At 69.4% G+C, this 19,064-nt stretch carries 14 protein-coding genes; 6 read left to right on the forward strand and 8 right to left on the reverse strand.

The features are described from left to right. The first annotated feature begins 36 nt into the window (after nt 1–36). The gene (locus tag JEQ17_RS46115; protein WP_200400906.1) at nt 37–3,246 is read left to right on the forward strand and encodes an alpha-L-rhamnosidase; all 3,210 of its coding nucleotides are present in this window, start codon (nt 37–39) and stop codon (nt 3,244–3,246) included. A 125-nt stretch (nt 3,247–3,371) separates the two neighbouring features. Here JEQ17_RS46115 and JEQ17_RS46120 read toward each other — a convergent pair whose 3' ends face one another. From JEQ17_RS46120 to JEQ17_RS46140, 5 genes are all read right to left on the reverse strand, one after another. Next, nucleotides 3,372–4,403, reverse strand: a complete 1,032-nt coding sequence (locus JEQ17_RS46120) for an ABC transporter permease (RefSeq protein ID WP_407700128.1) — start codon at nt 4,401–4,403, stop codon at nt 3,372–3,374. Beyond that, nucleotides 4,400–5,362: an ABC transporter permease gene (locus JEQ17_RS46125; RefSeq protein WP_200400907.1), complete on the reverse strand. Its 963-nt coding sequence runs from the start codon at nt 5,360–5,362 to the stop codon at nt 4,400–4,402. Before JEQ17_RS46125 ends, JEQ17_RS46120 begins: the two co-directional genes overlap by 4 nt. Then, nucleotides 5,355–6,872: a sugar ABC transporter ATP-binding protein gene (locus JEQ17_RS46130; protein WP_200400908.1), complete on the reverse strand. Its 1,518-nt coding sequence runs from the start codon at nt 6,870–6,872 to the stop codon at nt 5,355–5,357. The genes JEQ17_RS46125 and JEQ17_RS46130 overlap by 8 nt, the downstream gene beginning before the upstream one ends. Before the next feature lies 1 nt (nt 6,873). Further along, complete coding sequence (locus JEQ17_RS46135) at nt 6,874–7,971, reverse strand: ABC transporter substrate-binding protein (RefSeq protein WP_200400909.1); 1,098 nt, start codon at nt 7,969–7,971, stop codon at nt 6,874–6,876. Nucleotides 7,972–8,135: 164 nt separating this feature from the next. After that, on the reverse strand, nt 8,136–9,149 hold the full coding sequence (locus JEQ17_RS46140; RefSeq protein WP_200400910.1) for a LacI family DNA-binding transcriptional regulator: 1,014 nt from the start codon (nt 9,147–9,149) through the stop codon (nt 8,136–8,138). A gap of 158 nt (nt 9,150–9,307) precedes the next feature. Here JEQ17_RS46140 and JEQ17_RS46145 point away from each other — a divergent pair, with 158 nt between their 5' ends. Further along, nucleotides 9,308–11,908 carry a PA14 domain-containing protein gene (locus JEQ17_RS46145; protein WP_200400911.1) on the forward strand — a complete coding sequence of 867 codons (2,601 nt, stop codon included), beginning with the start codon at nt 9,308–9,310 and terminating at the stop codon, nt 11,906–11,908. 169 nt (nt 11,909–12,077) lie between these two features. Continuing rightward, a complete protein-coding gene (locus tag JEQ17_RS46150; protein ID WP_200400912.1) occupies nt 12,078–12,914 on the forward strand; it encodes an SAM-dependent methyltransferase in 837 nt (278 codons plus the stop codon). Nucleotides 12,915–13,016: 102 nt separating this feature from the next. Here the strand turns inward: JEQ17_RS46150 and JEQ17_RS46155 are convergent, their stop codons facing one another. Together JEQ17_RS46155 and JEQ17_RS46160 are read right to left on the reverse strand one after the other, a co-directional pair. Further along, nucleotides 13,017–14,213 carry a sensor histidine kinase gene (locus JEQ17_RS46155; RefSeq protein WP_383394746.1) on the reverse strand — a complete coding sequence of 399 codons (1,197 nt, stop codon included), beginning with the start codon at nt 14,211–14,213 and terminating at the stop codon, nt 13,017–13,019. Next, nucleotides 14,210–14,872, reverse strand: a complete 663-nt coding sequence (locus tag JEQ17_RS46160) for a response regulator transcription factor (RefSeq protein ID WP_200400914.1) — start codon at nt 14,870–14,872, stop codon at nt 14,210–14,212. Before JEQ17_RS46160 ends, JEQ17_RS46155 begins: the two co-directional genes overlap by 4 nt. Nucleotides 14,873–15,017: 145 nt before the next feature. Between JEQ17_RS46160 and JEQ17_RS46165 the strand changes: the two genes are divergently transcribed. The 3 genes from JEQ17_RS46165 to JEQ17_RS46175 are packed head-to-tail and all read left to right on the forward strand — an operon-like array spanning nt 15,018 to nt 18,431. After that, nucleotides 15,018–16,292, forward strand: a complete 1,275-nt coding sequence (locus JEQ17_RS46165; RefSeq protein WP_200400915.1) for an ABC transporter permease — start codon at nt 15,018–15,020, stop codon at nt 16,290–16,292. 37 nt (nt 16,293–16,329) lie between these two features. Then, the gene (locus JEQ17_RS46170; protein WP_200400916.1) at nt 16,330–17,718 is read left to right on the forward strand and encodes an FtsX-like permease family protein; all 1,389 of its coding nucleotides are present in this window, start codon (nt 16,330–16,332) and stop codon (nt 17,716–17,718) included. Further along, complete coding sequence (locus JEQ17_RS46175) at nt 17,715–18,431, forward strand: ABC transporter ATP-binding protein (protein ID WP_234048630.1); 717 nt, start codon at nt 17,715–17,717, stop codon at nt 18,429–18,431. Before JEQ17_RS46170 ends, JEQ17_RS46175 begins: the two co-directional genes overlap by 4 nt. Before the next feature lie 29 nt (nt 18,432–18,460). Here the strand turns inward: JEQ17_RS46175 and JEQ17_RS46180 are convergent, their stop codons facing one another. Next, the gene (locus tag JEQ17_RS46180) at nt 18,461–19,006 is read right to left on the reverse strand and encodes a hypothetical protein (protein ID WP_200400917.1); all 546 of its coding nucleotides are present in this window, start codon (nt 19,004–19,006) and stop codon (nt 18,461–18,463) included. Nucleotides 19,007–19,064: the final 58 nt, after the last annotated feature.

The following is a 19,064-nucleotide window of genomic DNA, read 5'->3' on the forward strand; positions in this document are numbered from 1 at the left end:
GTGAATCGATTCATCATTCTGCGTTAGGGGCCCGTAGTGATAAGTAGGAGGAACATCCTGGCGAGCGCGGCGGCCACGGTGGCAGGTGTGGCCGCCGGAGCAGGGCCGGCCGTCGCCGCACCGGCGTCCGCATCCGCTCAGGCGTCCGCGCAACGCGGCGCCCTGCGCGTCACCGCGCCGACCGTCGAGTACGTTCAGCACCCTCTGGGCCTCGACGTACAACACCCGCGCCTGAGCTGGCCGATGGCCTCGGACAAGCCGGGCTCGCGCCAGAGCGCCTATCAGGTCCGCGTCGCCTCCAGCGAGTCGCGTCTGTCCCGCCCGGACGTCTGGGACAGCGGGAAGGTCGTCTCCGACGATTCGTCCCTCGTTCCGTACGCCGGACCTCAACTCAAGCCGCGGACACGCTACTTCTGGTCCGTGCGGGTCTGGGACGGCGACGGCGAGGCGTCCGGCTGGAGCGCGCCTTCGTGGTGGGAGACGGGCCTCATGGGCGCTGCGCAGTGGTCCGCGAACTGGATCTCCGCTCCCGCCGCCCTTACGGACGCGCCGTCCCTCGAAGGCTGTGACTGGATCTGGTTCCCCGAGGGCGAACCGGCCAACAGCGCCCCGGCGGCCACCCGTTGGTTCCGCCGCACCTTCGACCTTCCGGACGGAGTCACGGCGGCGACCCTGGCCATCAGCGTCGACAACGTGTACGCCGTCTCCGTGAACGGCGCCGAGGTGGCCCGTACCGACCTGGCGACGGACCACGATGGCTGGCGCCGCCCGGCCGTCGTCGACGTCCTCGCCCAGGTGCGCTCCGGCAGCAACGTCCTCGCGGTCTCGGCGACCAACGCGAGCGTGGGCCCCGCCGGTCTGGTCGCCGTCCTGACCGTCCAGACGCCCGCCGGCGAGCAGAGGATCGTCACCGACACCGCCTGGAAGTCGACGGACAAGGAGCCCGCCGACGGCTGGCGCGGCGCCGGTTTCGACGACAGCGGCTGGCCGGCGGCGAAGAAGGCAGCCGCGTGGGGAGCCGGGCCGTGGGGCAGGGTCGTCCCGGTCGTGTACGCCGCCAACCAGCTGCGGCACGAGTTCCGGCTGCCGCGAAAGAAGGTGTCACGCGCACGCCTGTACGCCACGGCCCTCGGCCTGTACGAGGCGCACCTCAACGGCCGCCGCGTGGGCCGCGACGAGCTCGCCCCCGGCTGGACCGACTACCGCGAACGCGTCCAGTACCAGACGTACGACGTCACCAAGCTCGTACGGCCCGGTGGCAACGCGATCGGCGCTTATGTGGCGCCGGGCTGGTACGCGGGCAACGTCGGCATGTTCGGACCCCACCAGTACGGTGAACGCCCTGCGCTGCTCGCGCAGTTGGAGGTCGAGTACGCCGACGGCACGAGCGAGCGCATCACGTCCGGCACCCAGTGGCGGGCCGCCTCGGGGCCGATCGTCGCCGCCGACCTGCTGGGCGGCGAGACCTACGACGCGCGCAAGGAGACCGCCGGCTGGACCGCACCCGGCTTCGACGACCGGACGTGGCTCGCTGTCCGCGCCGCGGGTGAGGCCGCTCCCGACCTGATCGTCGCCCAGGTGGACGGCGCGGTCCGCGTGACCAGGGAACTTCCGGTCAAGAAGGTGACCGAACCCAAGCCGGGAGTCTTCGTCTTCGACCTGGGCCAGAACATGGTCGGCTCGGTCCGGCTGCGCGTCGCGGGCCCTGCGGGAACGGCCGTGCGGCTGAGACACGCCGAGGTCCTCAACCCGGACGGCACCCTCTACACCGCGAACCTGCGCACCGCCGCGGCGACCGACACGTACATCCTGAAGGGCCGTGGCGAGGAGACGTACGAGCCGCGCTTCACGTTCCACGGGTTCCGTTACGTCGAGGTGACCGGGTTCCCGGGGACTCCCTCGGCGAAGGCCATGACCGGCCGCGTCATGCACACGGCCGCGCCCTTCACCTTCGAGTTCGAGACGAACGTCCCGATGCTCAACAAGCTGCACAGCAACATCACTTGGGGGCAGCGCGGCAACTTCCTCTCCATCCCGACCGACACACCCGCGCGCGACGAACGGCTGGGATGGACGGGCGACATCAACGTCTTCGCGCCGACGGCCGCGTACACCATGGAATCGGCCCGATTCCTCACCAAGTGGCTCGTGGACCTGCGTGACGCCCAGACCGCCGATGGTGCCTTCACCGATGTGGCGCCCATGGTCGGGACGGTCGGCAACGGCGTCGCCGGATGGGGTGACGCGGGTGTCACGGTCCCCTGGTCCCTGTACCAGGCGTACGGCGACCGACAGGTGCTGGAGGACGCCTGGTCGTCCATCCAGGCCTGGTTGAAGTATTTGGAGAAGAACAGCACGGGCCTGCTGCGGCCGGCCAGCGGGTACGGCGACTGGCTCAACGTCTCAGACGAGACGCCGAAGGACGTCATCGCCACCGCGTACTTCGCGCACAGCGCCGATCTCGCGGCCCGGACGGCCGAGGAAATCGGCAAGGACCCCGCCCCTTACCGCGACCTCTTCGAACGCATCCGCAAGGCGTTCCAGAACGCCTATGTCACCGCCGACGGCAGGGTGAAGGGCGACACACAGACCGCGTACGTCCTCGCCCTGTCGATGAACCTGCTGCCGGACGCACAACGGAAAGCGGCGGCCGACCGGCTCGTCGCGTTGATCGAGGCCAAGGACTGGCACCTGTCGACGGGCTTCCTCGGTACGCCCCGGCTGCTGCCCGTCCTCACCGACTCCGGGCACACCGATGTCGCCTACCGGCTGCTCCAGCAGCGCTCCTACCCCAGCTGGGGCTACCAGATCGACAAGGGTGCCACCACGATGTGGGAACGCTGGGACTCCATCGAGCCCGACGGCGACTTCCAGACACCGGACATGAACTCCTTCAACCACTACGCCTACGGCTCGGTGGGGGAGTGGATGTACACGAACATCGCCGGTATCTCGGCGGGCCGCCCCGGCTACCGGGAGATCGTCATCCGTCCCCGTCCGGGCGGTGAAGTCACTTCCGCACGCGCGACGTTCACCTCGGTCCACGGTCCGATCTCCACGCGCTGGGAGAAGCGGTCCGGCGGCTTCGTCCTGACGTGCACCGTGCCCGCCAACACAACCGCAGAGGTATGGATCCCGGCGGACAGTCCGGACGCGGTCACCCATACCCGCGCGACCTTCCTGCGCGAGGAGGACGGCTGCGTGGTGTACCGGGCAGGGTCCGGTACCCACCGCTTCACCACGTAACGCGGCTGCCGGGACGGCTGGACACGTCGGCGCGGGCTGCCCTGTGGCAGCCCGCGCCGCACATCGAGGTCGTCGTCAGGATTCACGAAGAGGGCCGCTCCACAAAGACGGCCGCGGTCCCGCGGTCACAGGACCCGTCGTCTGCGCCCGAGCCAGGTCTGGGCCACCACCACGACGGCGAGGAAGGCGCCGCTGACGACCTGCTGGTAGGCGGAGTCGAGTGAGCCGATCTGGTTGATGACGTTCTGGATCACCTTCAGCAGGAGCACCCCGACGATCGAACCGCTGACGAAGCCGAAACCGCCGGACAGCAGGGTGCCGCCGATGACGACCGCCGCGATGGCCTCCAGCTCCATGCCCGTGCCGAGAATCGTCACGCCCGACAGCAGCCAGGCCGCGTTGAGAGCGCCCGCGAGGCCGGCGCACAGACCCGAAACGACGTACACCGCGATCTTCGTACGCGCCACGGGGGCACCCATCAGGGCCGCCGCGTCCTCGTTGCCCCCGACCGCGTACACGTACTGGCCGAATCTGGTCCGTCGCAGTACGACGGCTCCCAGTACGAACAGGGCCACCGTGATCCACACGGGCACGCCGATCGCGAGCAGGGAGCCCTGGCCGAGTGTCGCGAAGAACGAGTCCTTGTCGACGAGATAGGTCCGCGAGCCCTCGTCGGTGATCGCCAGCAGGATGCCGCGCGCGCCGAGCATGGCGGCGAGGGTGACGATGAACGGGGCCAGACCGGACCGGGCGATGAGCAGTCCGTTGACCAGGCCGATCAGCCCGCACACCGCGAGGGGGAGCAGCAGGGCCACCGCCGAGCCGTACTGCGAGCCCCAAGCGGCCACCACCCCGCCGAGGGCGAAGAGCGAGCCGACCGACAGGTCGATCCCGCCGGTGACGATCACGAAGGTCATGCCGAGCGCGACCACGGCGAGGAAGGCCGAGGACAGCGCCATGTTCTCGAGGTTGTCGCCGGTCAGGAACGTGTCGAAGCTCAGCGACGCCACGACCATGGCCACCAGGAGGGTGACCAGGGCCCCGTGCTGCTGGGCGAGGGCGCTGAACCGGTCGGCGCGGCCCGGTCCCCGTTCCTCGTCGGTGATCTGCTGGACGGCGTCGGGCTGCATGTCGGCTTCCGTGGTCTCGGTCGTCATCGCTTCCCCCGTTCGCGCGCCGCGTAGACGGCACCGACGATCACCACGGCCTGGGCCATCTGCGTCCACGACGGCGGCAGGTCATGCTTGACGAGCGTGGTGGTCAGCAGCTGGATGAGGACGGCACCGGCGACCGTGCCCCCGATACGGACCCGACCGCCGGACAGGGGAGTGCCGCCGACCACCACGGCGGTGATCGCCGACAGTTCCATCAGCGTGCCCAGCGAGGTCGGGTCACTGGCCGTCAGCCGGGCGGTGGCGAGGACGCCCGCCACGGCAGCCAGGGCGCCGGAGCAGGCGTACACCACGATGAGCACCCGGCGGACGGGCAGGCCGGCGAGGCGGGCCGCCGGCCGGCTGTCGCCGATGGCGAGCAGTTGTCGCCCGAAGGTGGTGCGGCGCACCACGAAGGCCACCAACAGGGCCAGGCCGACGGCGATGAGGACGAGATACGGCACGCCCAGCACGTCACCGGAGCCGAGTGCCGTCATGCCCGGATCGCGTACGTCCTTGAGCTGGGGGAGCAGAACCAGTGCGAGGCCGCGACCGGCGACCATGAGGGCGAGCGTGGCGACGATGGGCTGAACGCCCAGGTGGGCGACCAGTGTTCCGTTCGCGAGCCCGATCAGGATGCCGCCCGCCACCGCCACGAGCACGGCGGCCCACGGCCCGTAGCCGAGATAGAGGGACAGTAGCGAGGTGGACAGGGCCATCACGGAGCCCACCGACAGGTCGACGCCCTCGGTGCCGATCGCCAGCGCCATGCCCAGCGCGACGATGAGCACGGGGGCGACCTGGACGGCCTGGGTGCGGAAGTTCTCCGCGGAGACGAAGTGATCGGTGAAGGCGAAGTTGAAGACCAGGAGTGCGGCGACGCCCGCGTAGACGCCGTACTCCTGGAGCAGGCGCAGCAGCCGGTCGCGGTCCACCCGGCCCTGCGCGAGGGTGAGTTCAGTCATGGTGGCTCCCGACGGGTTCGGCCGCGATGGCCCGCATCAGCGCGTCCTCGGTGACGGCGTCGCCGGTCAACTCGTCCACCACCGCCCCGTCCTTGAGTACGACGATCCGGTCGCTGCCCTCGATCAGCTCCTCGGTGTCGGAGGAGATCAGCAGCACGGCCAGTCCGTCGTCGGCGAGTTCGTCGATGAGTGCCTGTACCTCCGCCTTGGCGCCGACGTCGATGCCGCGGGTCGGCTCGTCCAGCAGCAGCACTTTCGGGTGCAGCGCGAGCCAGCGGGCCAGCAGCACCTTCTGCTGGTTGCCGCCGGAGAGCTCGCCCACCTTCTGGTGCGGGCCCGCGGACTTGATGCGCAGCCGCTGTACGAAGGTGTCGACGATCCGGTCGATACGGGCGTCGTCCACCAGGCCGAACCGCGAGAGGGAGGGCAGGGCCGCGAGCGCGATGTTCTCGCGCACCGAGAGACCGGGGACGATTCCCTCGGCCTTGCGGTCCTCCGGCAGCAGGCTGATGCCGGCGCGGATCGCGGCCGGTGTCGAACCGGTGCGCACGGCGGCGCCGCCGACCGAGACCCGGCCCGAGTCGGTCGCCAGCGCTCCGGCGACGGCCCTGGCCGTCTCGCTGCGGCCCGAGCCGAGCAGCCCGCCCAAGCCCACCACCTCGCCCGGGCGGATGGACAGCGACACGTCACGTAACTGATGACGGACCGTCAATCCCTCGGCATGCAGCATGGGTTCGGCCGACGCGTGGTGGGATCCGGTGAACTTGGTCAGGCCCTCGCTGCGCACCTCGCCGATCTCCCGGCCCAGCATGAGCGAGACCAGACGCAGCCGGTCGAGGTCGGCGAGGCGGCCGCTGTGCACCACACGGCCGTCACGCAGCACGGTGACCGTGTCGCAGATCTCGTACAGCTCGTCCATGCGGTGGCTGACGTAGACCACGGCGATGCCGCGCTCGCGCAGCATGCGGATCACGTCGAACAGGGTGCGCACCTCACGTGGTTCGAGCGAGGAGGTGGGCTCGTCCATGATCACCACACGGGCGTCGACGGCGACGGCACGGGCGAGGGCCACCATCTGCTGGGCCCCGACGCCGAGTTCGCGCAGCGGGCGCCGCACATCGACGCGGATGCCCAGGCCGCGCAGCGCCTCGTCCGCCTCCCGGTGCATGCGCCGGAAGTCGATCAGTCCGAGCCGGCCGCGGGGTTCGCGGCCGAGGAGGAGATTGCGGGCCACGCTCATCAGCGGGACGAGGTTGACCTCCTGGTAGATGGTCGAGATGCCGGCCTGCTGGGCCTGCAGGGGTGTGGTGAAGCGGACCGGCGTGCCGTCGTGGACGACCTCGCCCGCGTCCGGCCGGTAGACGCCGGTGAGTACTTTGATCAGGGTCGACTTGCCCGCGCCGTTCTCGCCGACGAGGGCGTGGACCTCCCCGGCGCGGGCGGTGAAGTCCACGTCGGACAGCGCCTTCACGCCGGGGAAGACCTTGGACACGCCGGTGACAGCGAGCATCTCAGTACGCCTTGTCGAGGTCCGACTGGGCGTTGGCCTCGGTGTACGCGCTGTCCTTGATAACGATGTCCTGAGCCACCTCGGAACCCTGGGTGAAGGTGTCGAGGGTCTGGAAGGCGAGCGGTCCGAAGCGCGGGTTGGACTCGATGACGCCGTGGATCCAGCCGTCCACGATGCCCTGCACGGCGTTGCGCGTGCCGTCGATGGTCACGATCTTCACGGCGCCCGGCTTCTTGCCCGCGCCCTTGAGGGCGTTGACGGCACCGAGGCCCATCTCGTCGTTCTCGGCGTAGATGCCCTTGATCCCGGGCTTTGACTGGATGAGGTTCTCGGTGACCGACTGGCCCTTCTCGCGGGCGAATTCGCCGGTCTGCTGGAACACCACCTTGAGACCGGGCGCCTTGTCCTTGATCCGGTCGACGAAGCCCTTGGTGCGTTCCGTCGTGACGTTGTTGCCCGCCGAGCCGAGCAGGATGGCGATGTCGCCCTTGCCCCCGGTCGCCTCGATCATCTCGTCGGCGGCCCGCTTGCCCTGCTCCACGAAGTCGGAGCCGATGAAGCTCACATAGTCCTTGCAGGCGGTGGCGTTGATCTTGCGGTCCACAGTGACGATCGGGATGTGCTTGGCCGCCGCCGTACGCAGCACGGGTTCCCAGCCGTCCGAGTTGAGCGGCGCGATGACGAGCAGGTCGGCGCCCTTGGCGATGAGGTCCTGGACGTCGCTGATCTGCTTGGAGAACTGCGACTGGGCGTTGGCGGTGAGGAGCTTGACGCCCCGCTTCTTCGCTTCCGCCTCGATCGAGGCGGTCTCCGCGATCCGGAAGGGGTTGGCCTCCTTCTCGGACTGGGAGAAACCGACGGTGGCGCTCTTGAGGTCGAGCTTCTCGCCCCCGTACGCGTCGATCGTGCAGGCGGGCCCGGATCCGGCGCTGGGTGAGGCGACCTGCTGGCCGGCGTCACCCTGCTGGGGTGCGGCCTTGTCGCTGTCGGAGGAGCCCTCGGACTTGGTGCATCCGGCGGTCAGGACCAGGCTTGTCAGGAGGCCGGTGGCGAGGAGGGTTCGTGCGGAGGTACGACGGAGAAGTGCGGTGGGCTTCATGGGAGTCCCCAAACGGCGCGGCCCCGGCGCTGAGAGCGCTCCCGGGGAGTTCGGCACTTGCGGTCAACATGGCGTGCACGTCGTTCAGGGGAGTTTTTTACATCGTTGGAAGGGGGCTGTAAAGCCTTCCGTCCGAAATCTCGGCCAGTTGGTCCGGACCGTGGTCAGCGTCGTCCGAGGGTGCTCTCCCGCTCCACCAGCCGGTATTCCGCGGTGAGTTCACGTCCGCCCGGTTCCTGACGGCCCGACAGACTGCGCAGCAGCGAGGCCATGGCGAGGCGGGCGATGGCCTGTTTGTCCGGCGCGATCGTGGTGAGTGAGACCGCTCCGAAACGGCTCTCGGCGATGTCGTCGAAACCCACCACGGCGACGTCCCACGGCACCCTGAGCCCGCGCTCGTGCAGCACCCGCATGGCGCCGATCGCGATGAGGTCGTTGTAGGCGAAGACCGCGTCGGGCCGGATGCCCGAGTCCAGCAGCCGGGCCATGGCCCGGGCCCCGTCGTCCCGGTCCCAGCCGTCGACGGGCACGACCATGTCGTCCGTGGTCGGCAGGCCCGCAGCCGTCAACTCCGCCCGCCAGCCGTCGAGTCGCAGATGGGCGGGGCGGTTCGCGGAGTCGGTGCGGGCGCCGAGATAGGCGATCCGGGTCCGGCCGCGGCCGATCAGATGACGCACCGCCTCCCGCGAGGCGGCCACGTTGTCGATCGCGATGTGGTCGAACGGCAGGTCGTACTCGCGCTCGCCGAGCAGCACCAGCGGCACGTCGTCGGCCCGGCCGTGCAGGTCCTCGGCCTCCAGCTCCAGCGGGCTCAGGATCAGCCCGTCGATCACCCGGGCCCGGAAACCCTGGCTGACCAGCAGTTCCTGCTCACGGTCACCGCGTGTGTGGTCGAGCAGGACGGTGAACTCGTGCTGGGCCGCCGCGTCGATCACCGCGCCGGCGAGCTCGGCAAAGTAGGGATTTCCGAGCTCGGGAACGGCGAGCGCGATGATGCCCGTACGGCCCTTGCGCAGATGGCGCGCGGTGAGGTTCGGCCGGTAGCCGAGCTCGTCGATCGCCTCCTGCACCTTGGCGCGCATCGCCGGTGTGACGTGCGGATAGTTGTTCACGACGTTGGAAACGGTCTTGATCGAGACGCCGGCCCGTTCGGCCACGTCCTTCAGGCTGACCCGCAAGGAATCTCCTCGGCATCGACAGGGGCTCCGCGACCGGAGCTTTGTCATGGACCTGGACAGCGGCCGAGAGCCCGTGCTCTCATGCCAACTGCCTCTGCTTCCAACGTTGTACAGACTGAAGCACCGAGCCGCCACCCTTCCTCAACCAAGGAGGATTCGTGCGCATCAGACCGTTCACACACAGCCTCGCCCTGCTCGTCGCAGCAGTGCTGGGTGCCGCGGGACTGGCCGCAGCACCTGCCGCGACGGCCGCGGAGGATCCCGAGATCCACGGCCTCAAGGGTGAGTACTACACCCAGTCCGCCCCCGGCGCCTTCGACTTCCATGAACTCAAAGCCACCGGATTCGACCCGCAACTCGACTTCGACAACCTGGAACCCCGTCTGCGTTCGGCGACCGGACGGTCGGACGACGTCTCCGTCCGCTGGACCGGCCGGATCGTGCCGGAGAAAACCGGCCCCACCACCTTCTCGATCATCGGGGACAACGGCTTCCGCCTCTGGGTGGACGGGAAACCCGTCATCGACCACTGGGTCGACGACTGGGACCGCGAACAGGCCGGCGCCCCGGTGGAGTTGACCGCCGGCAAGGCCTACGACATCAAGATCGAGTACTTCGAGCACTACGGGGGCTCCAACCTCCATGTGCGCTGGACGCCGCCCGGCGGCACCAAGACCGCCGTCCCCCAGTCGGCCTTCCTGCTGCCCGAGGGCTACGACTACAACGGGGCCATCGCCGCCACGGTCCTCAAGGACGGCCGCACCCTGCGGCTCGACTTCGTCCAGACACTCGCGGCCGCCCCCGCCGGTCTCACCGACCATCTGGACGCCGTGATCGGCGGAGCCAGCTGGCCGCTGGGCCGGGCACGGCTGGATCCGGCCAACCCGAGATCGCTGCTGGTCGCCCTCAAGGAACCCGTGGTCGGCAACAAGACCGGCACCGCGCGCGGCGCCGCCGATGTGCGCTACGACGGGTCAGGGGGCCTCTCCGGCACGGACGGCAACGTTGTCAAGGCCTTCTGGAGCAGCGGCGCCAACAAATCCACCTACCAGCTGACCACCCCGTGGGGCGAGAAGGTCACCCCGGACAACGCCCACCGGGAGTACCCCAGGCCGCAGCTCACCCGCGGCGACTGGAAGAACCTCAACGGCACCTGGCAGTTCGCCGCGGCCAAGGCGGGCGAACAGCCCCCGGTCGGCCGGAAACTCGCAGAGAAGATCCTCGTCCCGTACCCCGTCGAGTCCCAGCTGTCGGGCATCGAGCGGCACGAGGACCGGATGTGGTACCGGCGGACCTTCACCGTCCCGTCCGACTGGAAGATCGGCTCCGCCAAGCGTCTGCAGCTCAACTTCGGCGCGGTCGACTGGCGTTCCGAGGTCTACGTCAACGGCACCAAGGTCGCCGAACACAAGGGCGGCTACGACAAGTTCAGCGCCGACGTCACCGACGCCCTCAAGCCCGGCCGCACCCAGGAGCTGATCGTCGGCGTCTACGACCCGACCGACGCCGCGAACGGCGAGAACCCGCCTGTCGGCAAGCAGCGTCTCGACCCCAGCGGCATCTGGTACACCCCGTCCTCCGGTATCTGGCAGACCGTGTGGATGGAGCCCGTCGCCACCGACCACGTCGACTCGCTGAAGCTCACTCCGGACGCGGGCGCGGGCACCCTGACCGTCGAGCCGCAGGGCGTACGCCCCGGACTCGCCGTCACCGCGACGGCGTACGACGGCAAGCGGAAGGTCGCCACCGTCAGCGGACGCACGGGGAGCCCGCTCACCCTGAAGATCAAGAATCCCCGGCTGTGGTCGCCCGACGACCCCTTCCTGTACGACCTGAAGGTCAGCGTGGGCGCCGACCGCGTCAACAGCTACTTCGGTCTGCGGTCCATCACCGTTGAGAACATCAACGGAACCCCCCGAACCGTCCTCAACGGCAAGCCGGTCTTCATGATGGCCACCCTCGACCAGGGGTTCTGGCCCGACGGCCTGCACACCGCCCCCAGCGACAAGGCCCTGGCCCATGACCTGAAGATGCACAAGGCGATGGGCTTCAACTCGGTCCGCAAGCACATCAAGGTCGAACCCGACCGCTGGTTCTACTGGGCCGACCGGCTCGGCCTGCTGGTGTGGCAGGACATGCCGTCCATGACGGCGGGTGTCAACCCGTCCACCGCGGCCCGCGCCGAGTACGAACTCGAGATGAAGCAGATGATCGACGAGCACATCAGCAGCCCGTCCATCGTCATGTGGGTCACCTTCAACGAAGGATGGGGCCAGTACGACGTGGGCCGCATCGCCACACAGGCCAAGGCCTGGGACCCGACCCGCCTGGTCAACAACCAGTCGGGCCTCAACCTCGGCGCCGACGGCGGCACCGGCGACATCATGGACGAGCACGGCTACCCGAGCCCCGCACTGCCACCGCGCCCGGACGGCAAACGGGCCACGGTCATGGGCGAGTACGGCGGCCTCGGCCTGGCCGTACCCGGACACGCCTGGTCGGTGCAGCAGTCCTACGTCGACGTCGACCCGGCCACGTACACCGACGACTACCTCACCAAGCTCGCCGAGGTGCACGCCCTGGCCTGCAAGGGCGGCAACGGCGCGGTCTACACCCAGATCGCGGACGTCGAGGGCGAGCTCAACGGGCTGATCACCTACGACCGCAAGGTCGTCAAGCCCGATGTGCCACGGGTCAAGGCGGCCCACGAGGCACTGATCAACGACGTGTCGCGGCCGACTCCCGCCGGCTGCGTCTGACCCGGACCGCCCGGCGAACGGCTCCGCGCCGCTCGCCGGGCGGCTCCGGCCCCACCATCTGCTCTCTCTGGTCTTCCTGCTCTTCGCGGACCCGAACCGCCGCCACCTCCGCCCGATTTCTGGCGGCATGGGGGCATCCGGGACACGCCTGCGTGGGAAGGATGCCCGTGTGACGGAACAACACAGCAGCCGCTTCGACGACATGGCCCTGTACGACCTCCAGCACGTCCGCAACGCGCTGACCCCTCTCCTGAGCCGCCTCGACCCGCTCACCCCGGGCGACCTCGAACCGTACGACCAGCTCCACTACCTCGGTCATCACGCCCTCGACCACGCCGTCGCACAACTGAGGATCACCCCCGGCGCGGATGTCGTCGACATCGGCTCCGGGCTCGGCGGACCGGCCCGCTATCTGGCCGAGAGGTACGAGTGCCGCCTCACCGCGGTCGAATTGCAGCCGGAACTCCACCGGTTGAGCGAGGAACTCACCACGCTGTGCGGACTGTCGGAGCGCGTCCGGGCCGTCGAGGCCGATGCCCTGACCCTGGACGGCGAGGGCTGGACCGGGCGGCACGACCACCTGATCTCGCTCCTGGCGATCCTGCACATTCCGCGACGCGAGGAACTCTTCGGCGTCTGCCGAGACCTCCTCCGACCCGAAGGCACCTTCTACATCGAGGACTTCTACACCCGTCGTCCCCTGACCGACGACGAACGGACCGACCTCGCCGACCTCGTCGCCTGCCCCTACCTCCCCGACGAGGCCCGGTACCGCAAGGACCTGGAACAAGCAGGCTTCACGGACATGACCTGGACGGACGCCACCGACCTGTGGCTGCCCTGGGTGCGCGACCGCGCCGACGCCTTCCGGCGCGGATACGAGGAGCGCGTACGACTGCACGGCGAGCCGCTCGCCGGACGGTTGCTCCGGTTCTACGACACGGTGAGCGCGCTGCTGGCGGGCGGCGGGATCGGAGGCGTACGGATCACCGGGCGGCGGGGCTGAGCCACCTGGGCCGAGAGGTGGCGGGGCTGAGAGACGCCGGGGCTGAGGATCGGCGAGGCTAAGGATCGGCGGGGCTGAGAGGCGGCGGCCGGGAATCACGAATCACGGGAAGCGGACGGTGACGGCGAGGCCGCCCGGCCGGCCGGGTTCGGCCGTTGCCTCGGTGCCGTGGGCCTCGGCGATGGAGCGGACGATGGCGAGGCCCAGCCCGTGCCCCGTGGTTCCGATGCGGTCCTGGGCGAGGCGGCGGAACGGCTCGAACAGATCCGGCAGCCGGTCGGCGGGCACAGGAGGCCCGGTGTTGGCCACGGTCAGTGTGCGGCCGTCGATCAGTACCCGGACCCGGCCACCGGGGTGGTTGTACTGGATGGCGTTGCGGACGAGGTTGGTCAGCAGGTGACGCAGCAGCACCGGATCACCGAGGACGGTCAACTTCCGGTCTGCCGTCACCTCCACGTCCACTTGCTCGCTCTCGGCCTGCGGGGCGAGCTCGGCCGCCACCAGCCGGGCCGCGGCCGACAGGTCCACGGTCTCGGTCTCTTCCAGCCCGCGGTCGCTGCGGGCGAGCAGCAACAGTGCGTTGATCAGCCGCTCGGCCTCACGGTTGGCGGTGAGCAGGTCCTCGCGTACGTCGGCGAGACCGTCGGGAAGGGGATCGGCGAGGCCGACCTCCAGGCTGGTGCGCTGGACCGCGAGGGGCGTCCTGAGTTCGTGGGAGGCGTTGGCGACAAAGCGCCGCTGGCTCTCGAACGACTTCTCCAGCCGGTCGAGCATGGTGTCGAAGGTGTCGGCCAGGCGGTGGAGTTCGTCGTCGGGACCGGTGAGCGCCAGCCGCTGGTGCAGGTTCTGCTCACTGATCCGACGGGTGGCCTCCGTCATCGCGGCGACCGGCCCGAGCGCCCGCCCGGCCAGCCACCGGCCGAGCAGCCCGGCCAGCAGAGCCATGACGAGCAGCCCGACGGCCGACCAGAGGACCATCTGCCGCAGGGCGGTGTCCTGTACGGCCTGCACGGTCTGGTCGATCTGCCGGACCATGGCGAAGTCGTCGCGAGGCGTGACCGGAGGCCGAAAAGGCCCATCGGGCGCCGTGGGCCCCCCGACCACTGCCGAGAACCCGCCCCCGCTCGGCACATCACCCTTCGTGATCTCGATCCCCTCGACCTGCTGGGCCGTCCCGTAGCGCGCGAGCAGCACCACGAAGGCCAGCAGCGCCGCGCCCGCGAGCAGGAAGAGCACGGAGAAGGCCGCTGTCAGCCGGGCACGGAACGGCATACCACGCAGCAGCGCCCGCGGGTTCAGTCGCACAGCCGGTATCCCTGGCCCTTGTCGGCGGTGATGAGACCGGGGTCGCCCAGTTTGCGGCGCAGTCGGCTCACGACGGCCCGTACCACGCTGGTGCGCGGGTCGAGGTTCTCGTCCCAGAGGGTGCGTACGAGTTCGTCGTGCGGCACTGCCACCCCCTGAGCCTCCATCAGCAGTCGCAGGACCGCGAACTCCTTGGGTGTCAGTTCCAGTGGCCGTCCCTCCACGGACACCTCGTGCCGGGCCCGGTCCAGGGTGATGCCCTCGTGCCGCAGAGCGGCCGGTGGCGACTTGGGCACTCGGCGCCCGAGGGTCCGGATCCGGGCGACCAGCTCGGCGAAGTCGAAGGGCTTGGCCAGATAGTCGTCCGCGCCGAGCGTCGTGAGCCCGTACACCTTGTCCGTGATCTCGCCGGCCGCTGTGAGCATCAGGATCCGTGGCGGGTCGGTGAGTTCGCGCAGCCGTCGGCACACCTCGTCGCCCGTCATGACCGGTAGGTCGCGATCGAGGACCAGCACGTCGTACTCGGTGAGCAGGCACATCCGCTCGGCCTCGTCACCGGAGACGGCGAGATCGACGGCCATCGCCTGCCGACGCAGACCCGTGGCGATCGTACGGGCGAGAACACGGTGGTCCTCGGCTACCAGAACTCTCATGCGCCCCATGAAACCCGGCGCGGCATTGCGGCGGAGTAAGGACGGCGGCCGCAGCGGCACGTTCCCGGCATCGCAAGGACAGCGTCCTTACGCTCCCGTAACGCGCTTATCCCGCTGCAAAGGGCGCCCTGCTTCTGTCGTGGCCATGAACTTCGTCAAGCGCGCCGGGCTGAGCCTGCGTGCCAGGAAAGTCAGGACCGCCGTCCTGCTGGGGATCTTCGTTGTCATCTGCACCCTGCTGCTGGGCGGCTTCCTGTTGCAGGGCGCCTCCGCCCGGCAGGAGGCGGACGCGCAGCGGACGATCGGCGTCGACGTCACGCTGAAGGCCAAGGGCCTCACCCCGGCGCTGGCGGACCGGCTCGGGTCGTCCCCGCAGGTCCACCGGTACAACCCGCGGCTCCCGATCGAGGCCGACGCCCGCGGTGTCGAGCCGCTGGAGTCCGACGTCCCGAGGCCCGGCGGCAACCGCTCCGGGGCGAAGGGGCAGCGTCACCTGGCACTGAACGGCGTGCGGGACTCGGAGCTGCTGCTGCCCTTCTCGTACGGCTCGAACAAGATCACAGCCGGGCGTGGGATCACTCCCGAGGACGCCGACCGCCAGGTCGCCGTGGTCGAGAGACGGCTGGCCGAGAAGAACGGGCTCAAGGTCGGCGACACCATCCGAGCGGAGACCGCCGACGGAAAACGCACCGTGCCGCTCACGGTCGTCGGGATCCACCGCGACTCGACGCAGGACCCGTCGAGGTGGACGCCGCCGCAGCTGCTGCCCGGCAACACCCTGTACGTGCCGGTCCGCACAGCTCAGCAACTGGGCCCCGGCGCCGCGGACCTGGCCGAGGCGGTCTTCAGGATCGGCTCCCCGGAACAGGCCGAGCAGCTGCATGCCGAGGCCAGGCGGCTCCTCGGCACGGCGTCGTTCGACTTCCGCGTCAACGACAAGGCGTACAAGGACCAGGTCCGTCCGATCCAGCGCGTCGGTACCTTCTCCAGGCTGATCGTCCGGCTCATCGCCGTGGCCGGGGCGCTGGTTCTCGGGCTCATCGTGATGCTGCAGATCCGGGAGCGCCGCGACGAACTCGGCATGCTGCTGTCGCTGGGCGAGAAGAAGTGGAAGCTCATCGGCCAGCACACCGTGGAAGTGGCCGCCGTCGCACTGCCCGCGGTGGCCGTCGCCGCCCTGGCCGGTCAGATCGCCGCCCAGCAGGCGGGCGACGCGCTGCTGGGCCACCAGGAGCCCGCCGCCTCCCCGCGACCCCGTGCCCCGGACACATCGGCCGATTCGCCGGAGATGCGTGTCGAGCCGTCCGACCTCGGCAAGGTCGCCGGAATCGGTCTCGGCATCTCCCTGGTCTCCACCGTCGTCCCCGGCATCGGAATTCTCCGCCTCCACCCCCGCTCCATCCTCACCGACAGCGAATAAGCACCGCACCGACACAGACCGGGAGAGCCGACCGAACATGAACTTCGTCAAACGCGCAGGGTTCAGCCTGTGGTCCCGCAGGGGCAGGACCCTGATCACCCTGTGCACCTTCCTCGTCATCTCCGTGATGGTGCTGGCCGGGGTACTGATCCAGGACGCGACCGCCCAGGCCAAGGAGGAGGCCAAGCGCTCCGTGGGCGCCGAGGTCAACCTGGTGATGGACCTGAGCGGCCAGAACGCCGGCGGTGGTCTGGTGGCCCCTCAGATCAGCGCCGCCACGGTGGAGAAACTGGGCGCGTCCGGGCTTGTCCAGAAGTACAACTACTCCATGTTCGACCGGGGCGTCCTCAAGGGCGGTACCGAGCTGGTCACCGGGGGAGCGGACACCGCGGCCTCCGGCATGGGCCCCGATGGCACCGCGACCCTCGGGGTCCTCGACTCGGCCCTGCTGCCCGACTTCCGCAGCGGCAAGTTCCAACTCCTGTCCGGAGCACATCTCACCGCCGCCGACAAGAACAAGCGCCTGCTGCTGGTCGAGGAGAGGCTGGCCCGGAAGAACGGCCTCAAGACCGGCGACAAGCTCATCCTGGGCGCGAACGAAGGCTCTGCCAAAGCGGAGTTCACCGTGGCAGGGATCTTCCGGGACCCGCGGCCCAGCTCCGAACCCGAACCCGAGTACTTCATCGATCCGGCGAACATGCTGTACGCGTCCATCGGCGGCTTCGCCGGACTCAACGCCACCGAGGACAACTCCCTCCGGGTCACGAAAGCGACGTTCCTCCTTGAGGACGCCGGAGACCTCGGGAAGTTCAAGGAGGAGGCCGAGCGGATCGCCGGGGCAGAGCTCGACGGGTTCCAACTGGACGCGAACGACAAGGCGATCCAGCAGATGACGGGCCCTCTGGACAGCATCGGTTCCACCGCCGCCCTCGCGATGTGGCTGATCGGTGTCGCGGGCGCCGCCGTCCTCGTCCTCCTCGTCAACCTCGCGGTCAAGCAGCGCCGCAAGGAGTACGGCGTGCTGCTGGCCATGGGCGAGAAGAAGTGGAAACTCGTCGCCCAACAGGCGCTGGAGATCGTCGCGGTCGCGGCCCTCGCCATCGGACTGAGCTCCCTGTTCACCCAGAGCCTGACCCAGAGCGCGAGCCGGTCGCTGCTCGGCCAAGAGGCAGCCGAGGCCCGGCACAAGCTCGACTCCTGGCAGCCTCCGGCTCCCGGCAGCACCGGCATCGACCAGGGCATCGACCCGAACGACAAGCCGGTGGAGAACGCCGACCCCATCGACAGGATCGACATACGCCTCGACCCCGCGGCCCTTGCCACCGTGGGCGCCGTCGGCCTCGGCCTCGGACTGCTCGCCACCGCCGTTCCCGCCGCCTCCGTACTGAGGCTCAGCCCGCGGACCATCCTCACGAAGGGCAAGTGACAACCACCATGGCCACCACCGTCGCCACCACCACCGAAGCCCCGCCCGTCCTCCGGCTCGACGGCGTCAGCCACACCTACATCGGCCAGCGCCGCCGGACCACCGTGCTCAAGAACATCGACTACAGCTTCCGGCGCGGCACGTTCTACACCGTCCTGGGGCCCTCGGGCAGCGGCAAGACCACCCTGCTCAGCCTCGCCAGCGGCCTCGACGCACCCACCCGCGGCACCATCAGCTTCAACGGCGAGGACCTGACGAAGCTGGGCCTCGGCCGCTACCGCAACAAGCACGCCGCCACGATCTTCCAGCACTACAACCTGCTCACCTACATGACCGCCCTTCAGAACGTCACCACCGCCATGGAGATCACCGGCGTCAAGCCGGGCAGCGGCGGCCGCAGGGCCCGAGCTCTGGAACTCCTGGAACAGGTCGGCCTGGACAGGCACATGGCCACGCGCAACGTCATGAAACTCTCCGGCGGCCAGCAGCAGCGTGTCGCCATCACCCGCGCTCTGGCCTGCGACGTCGACATCCTCTTCGCCGACGAACCCACCGGAAACCTCGACGAGGACACCGCCCAGGGCATCATCGACACGTTCCGCGAACTGGCCCACGAACAGGACAAGTGCGTGGTGGTCGTCACCCACTCCCAGCGCCTGGCGGCCCAGTCCGACCGCGTCCTCACCCTGCGCAAGGGCAAATTGACGGAGTGACCCCTGGGCGGCTCGCTCGCCGTACGCGGCTACTCCGGGAGCTCCAGCATGGGTTCACCGCAGGACTGGCATTCCGCGTAGACATCGAGGTCGTTGAGTATCTCGGCGTACTCGGGATGGCCCTTGAGGGCCGCCGCGGCGGCGAGCAGATAGCGAGTGGTGATCAGGTCGTGCTCCGCCGTGGCCAATGTGTCCGCCAGCAGGGTCATGGCCTCGGGGAGTGCCTGACGATAGGCGTCCGCGATGTCGTCGGGCAGGTCGGCGGGAGTCTCGCCGAGTTCACCGGAGCACATCGCCACGAGGCCGACGACGTACAGGTATTCGTCGCGCTTGGCCGGAGGAAGCCCGCGCGCGATCGTGACGATGTACGGCACGGCCGCGTAGGCCGCCGGCCAGGCGGTGCCCTCGGAACACAGGTACGGCCACAGGTCGTTGAAGTGCCCGCCGTTCGTGGGGTCGGCCATCAGGTGGCGCAACTCGTCGGGAACGAAGGGGGAGTCGGGCGCGCTGCCCTGCCCCTTGGACCAACCCCGGTGGTCGAGGGCGGGCCAACGCGGGTCGTCCAAAGGCATCATGGGCGCACAGTGTAGGTGGACCGGACCGCCCGTCGATCGGGAGGCCCCGGTGTCTCTC

It is taken from the genome of Streptomyces liliifuscus (assembly GCF_016598615.1).
GTDB classification, from domain to species: domain Bacteria; phylum Actinomycetota; class Actinomycetes; order Streptomycetales; family Streptomycetaceae; genus Streptomyces; species Streptomyces liliifuscus.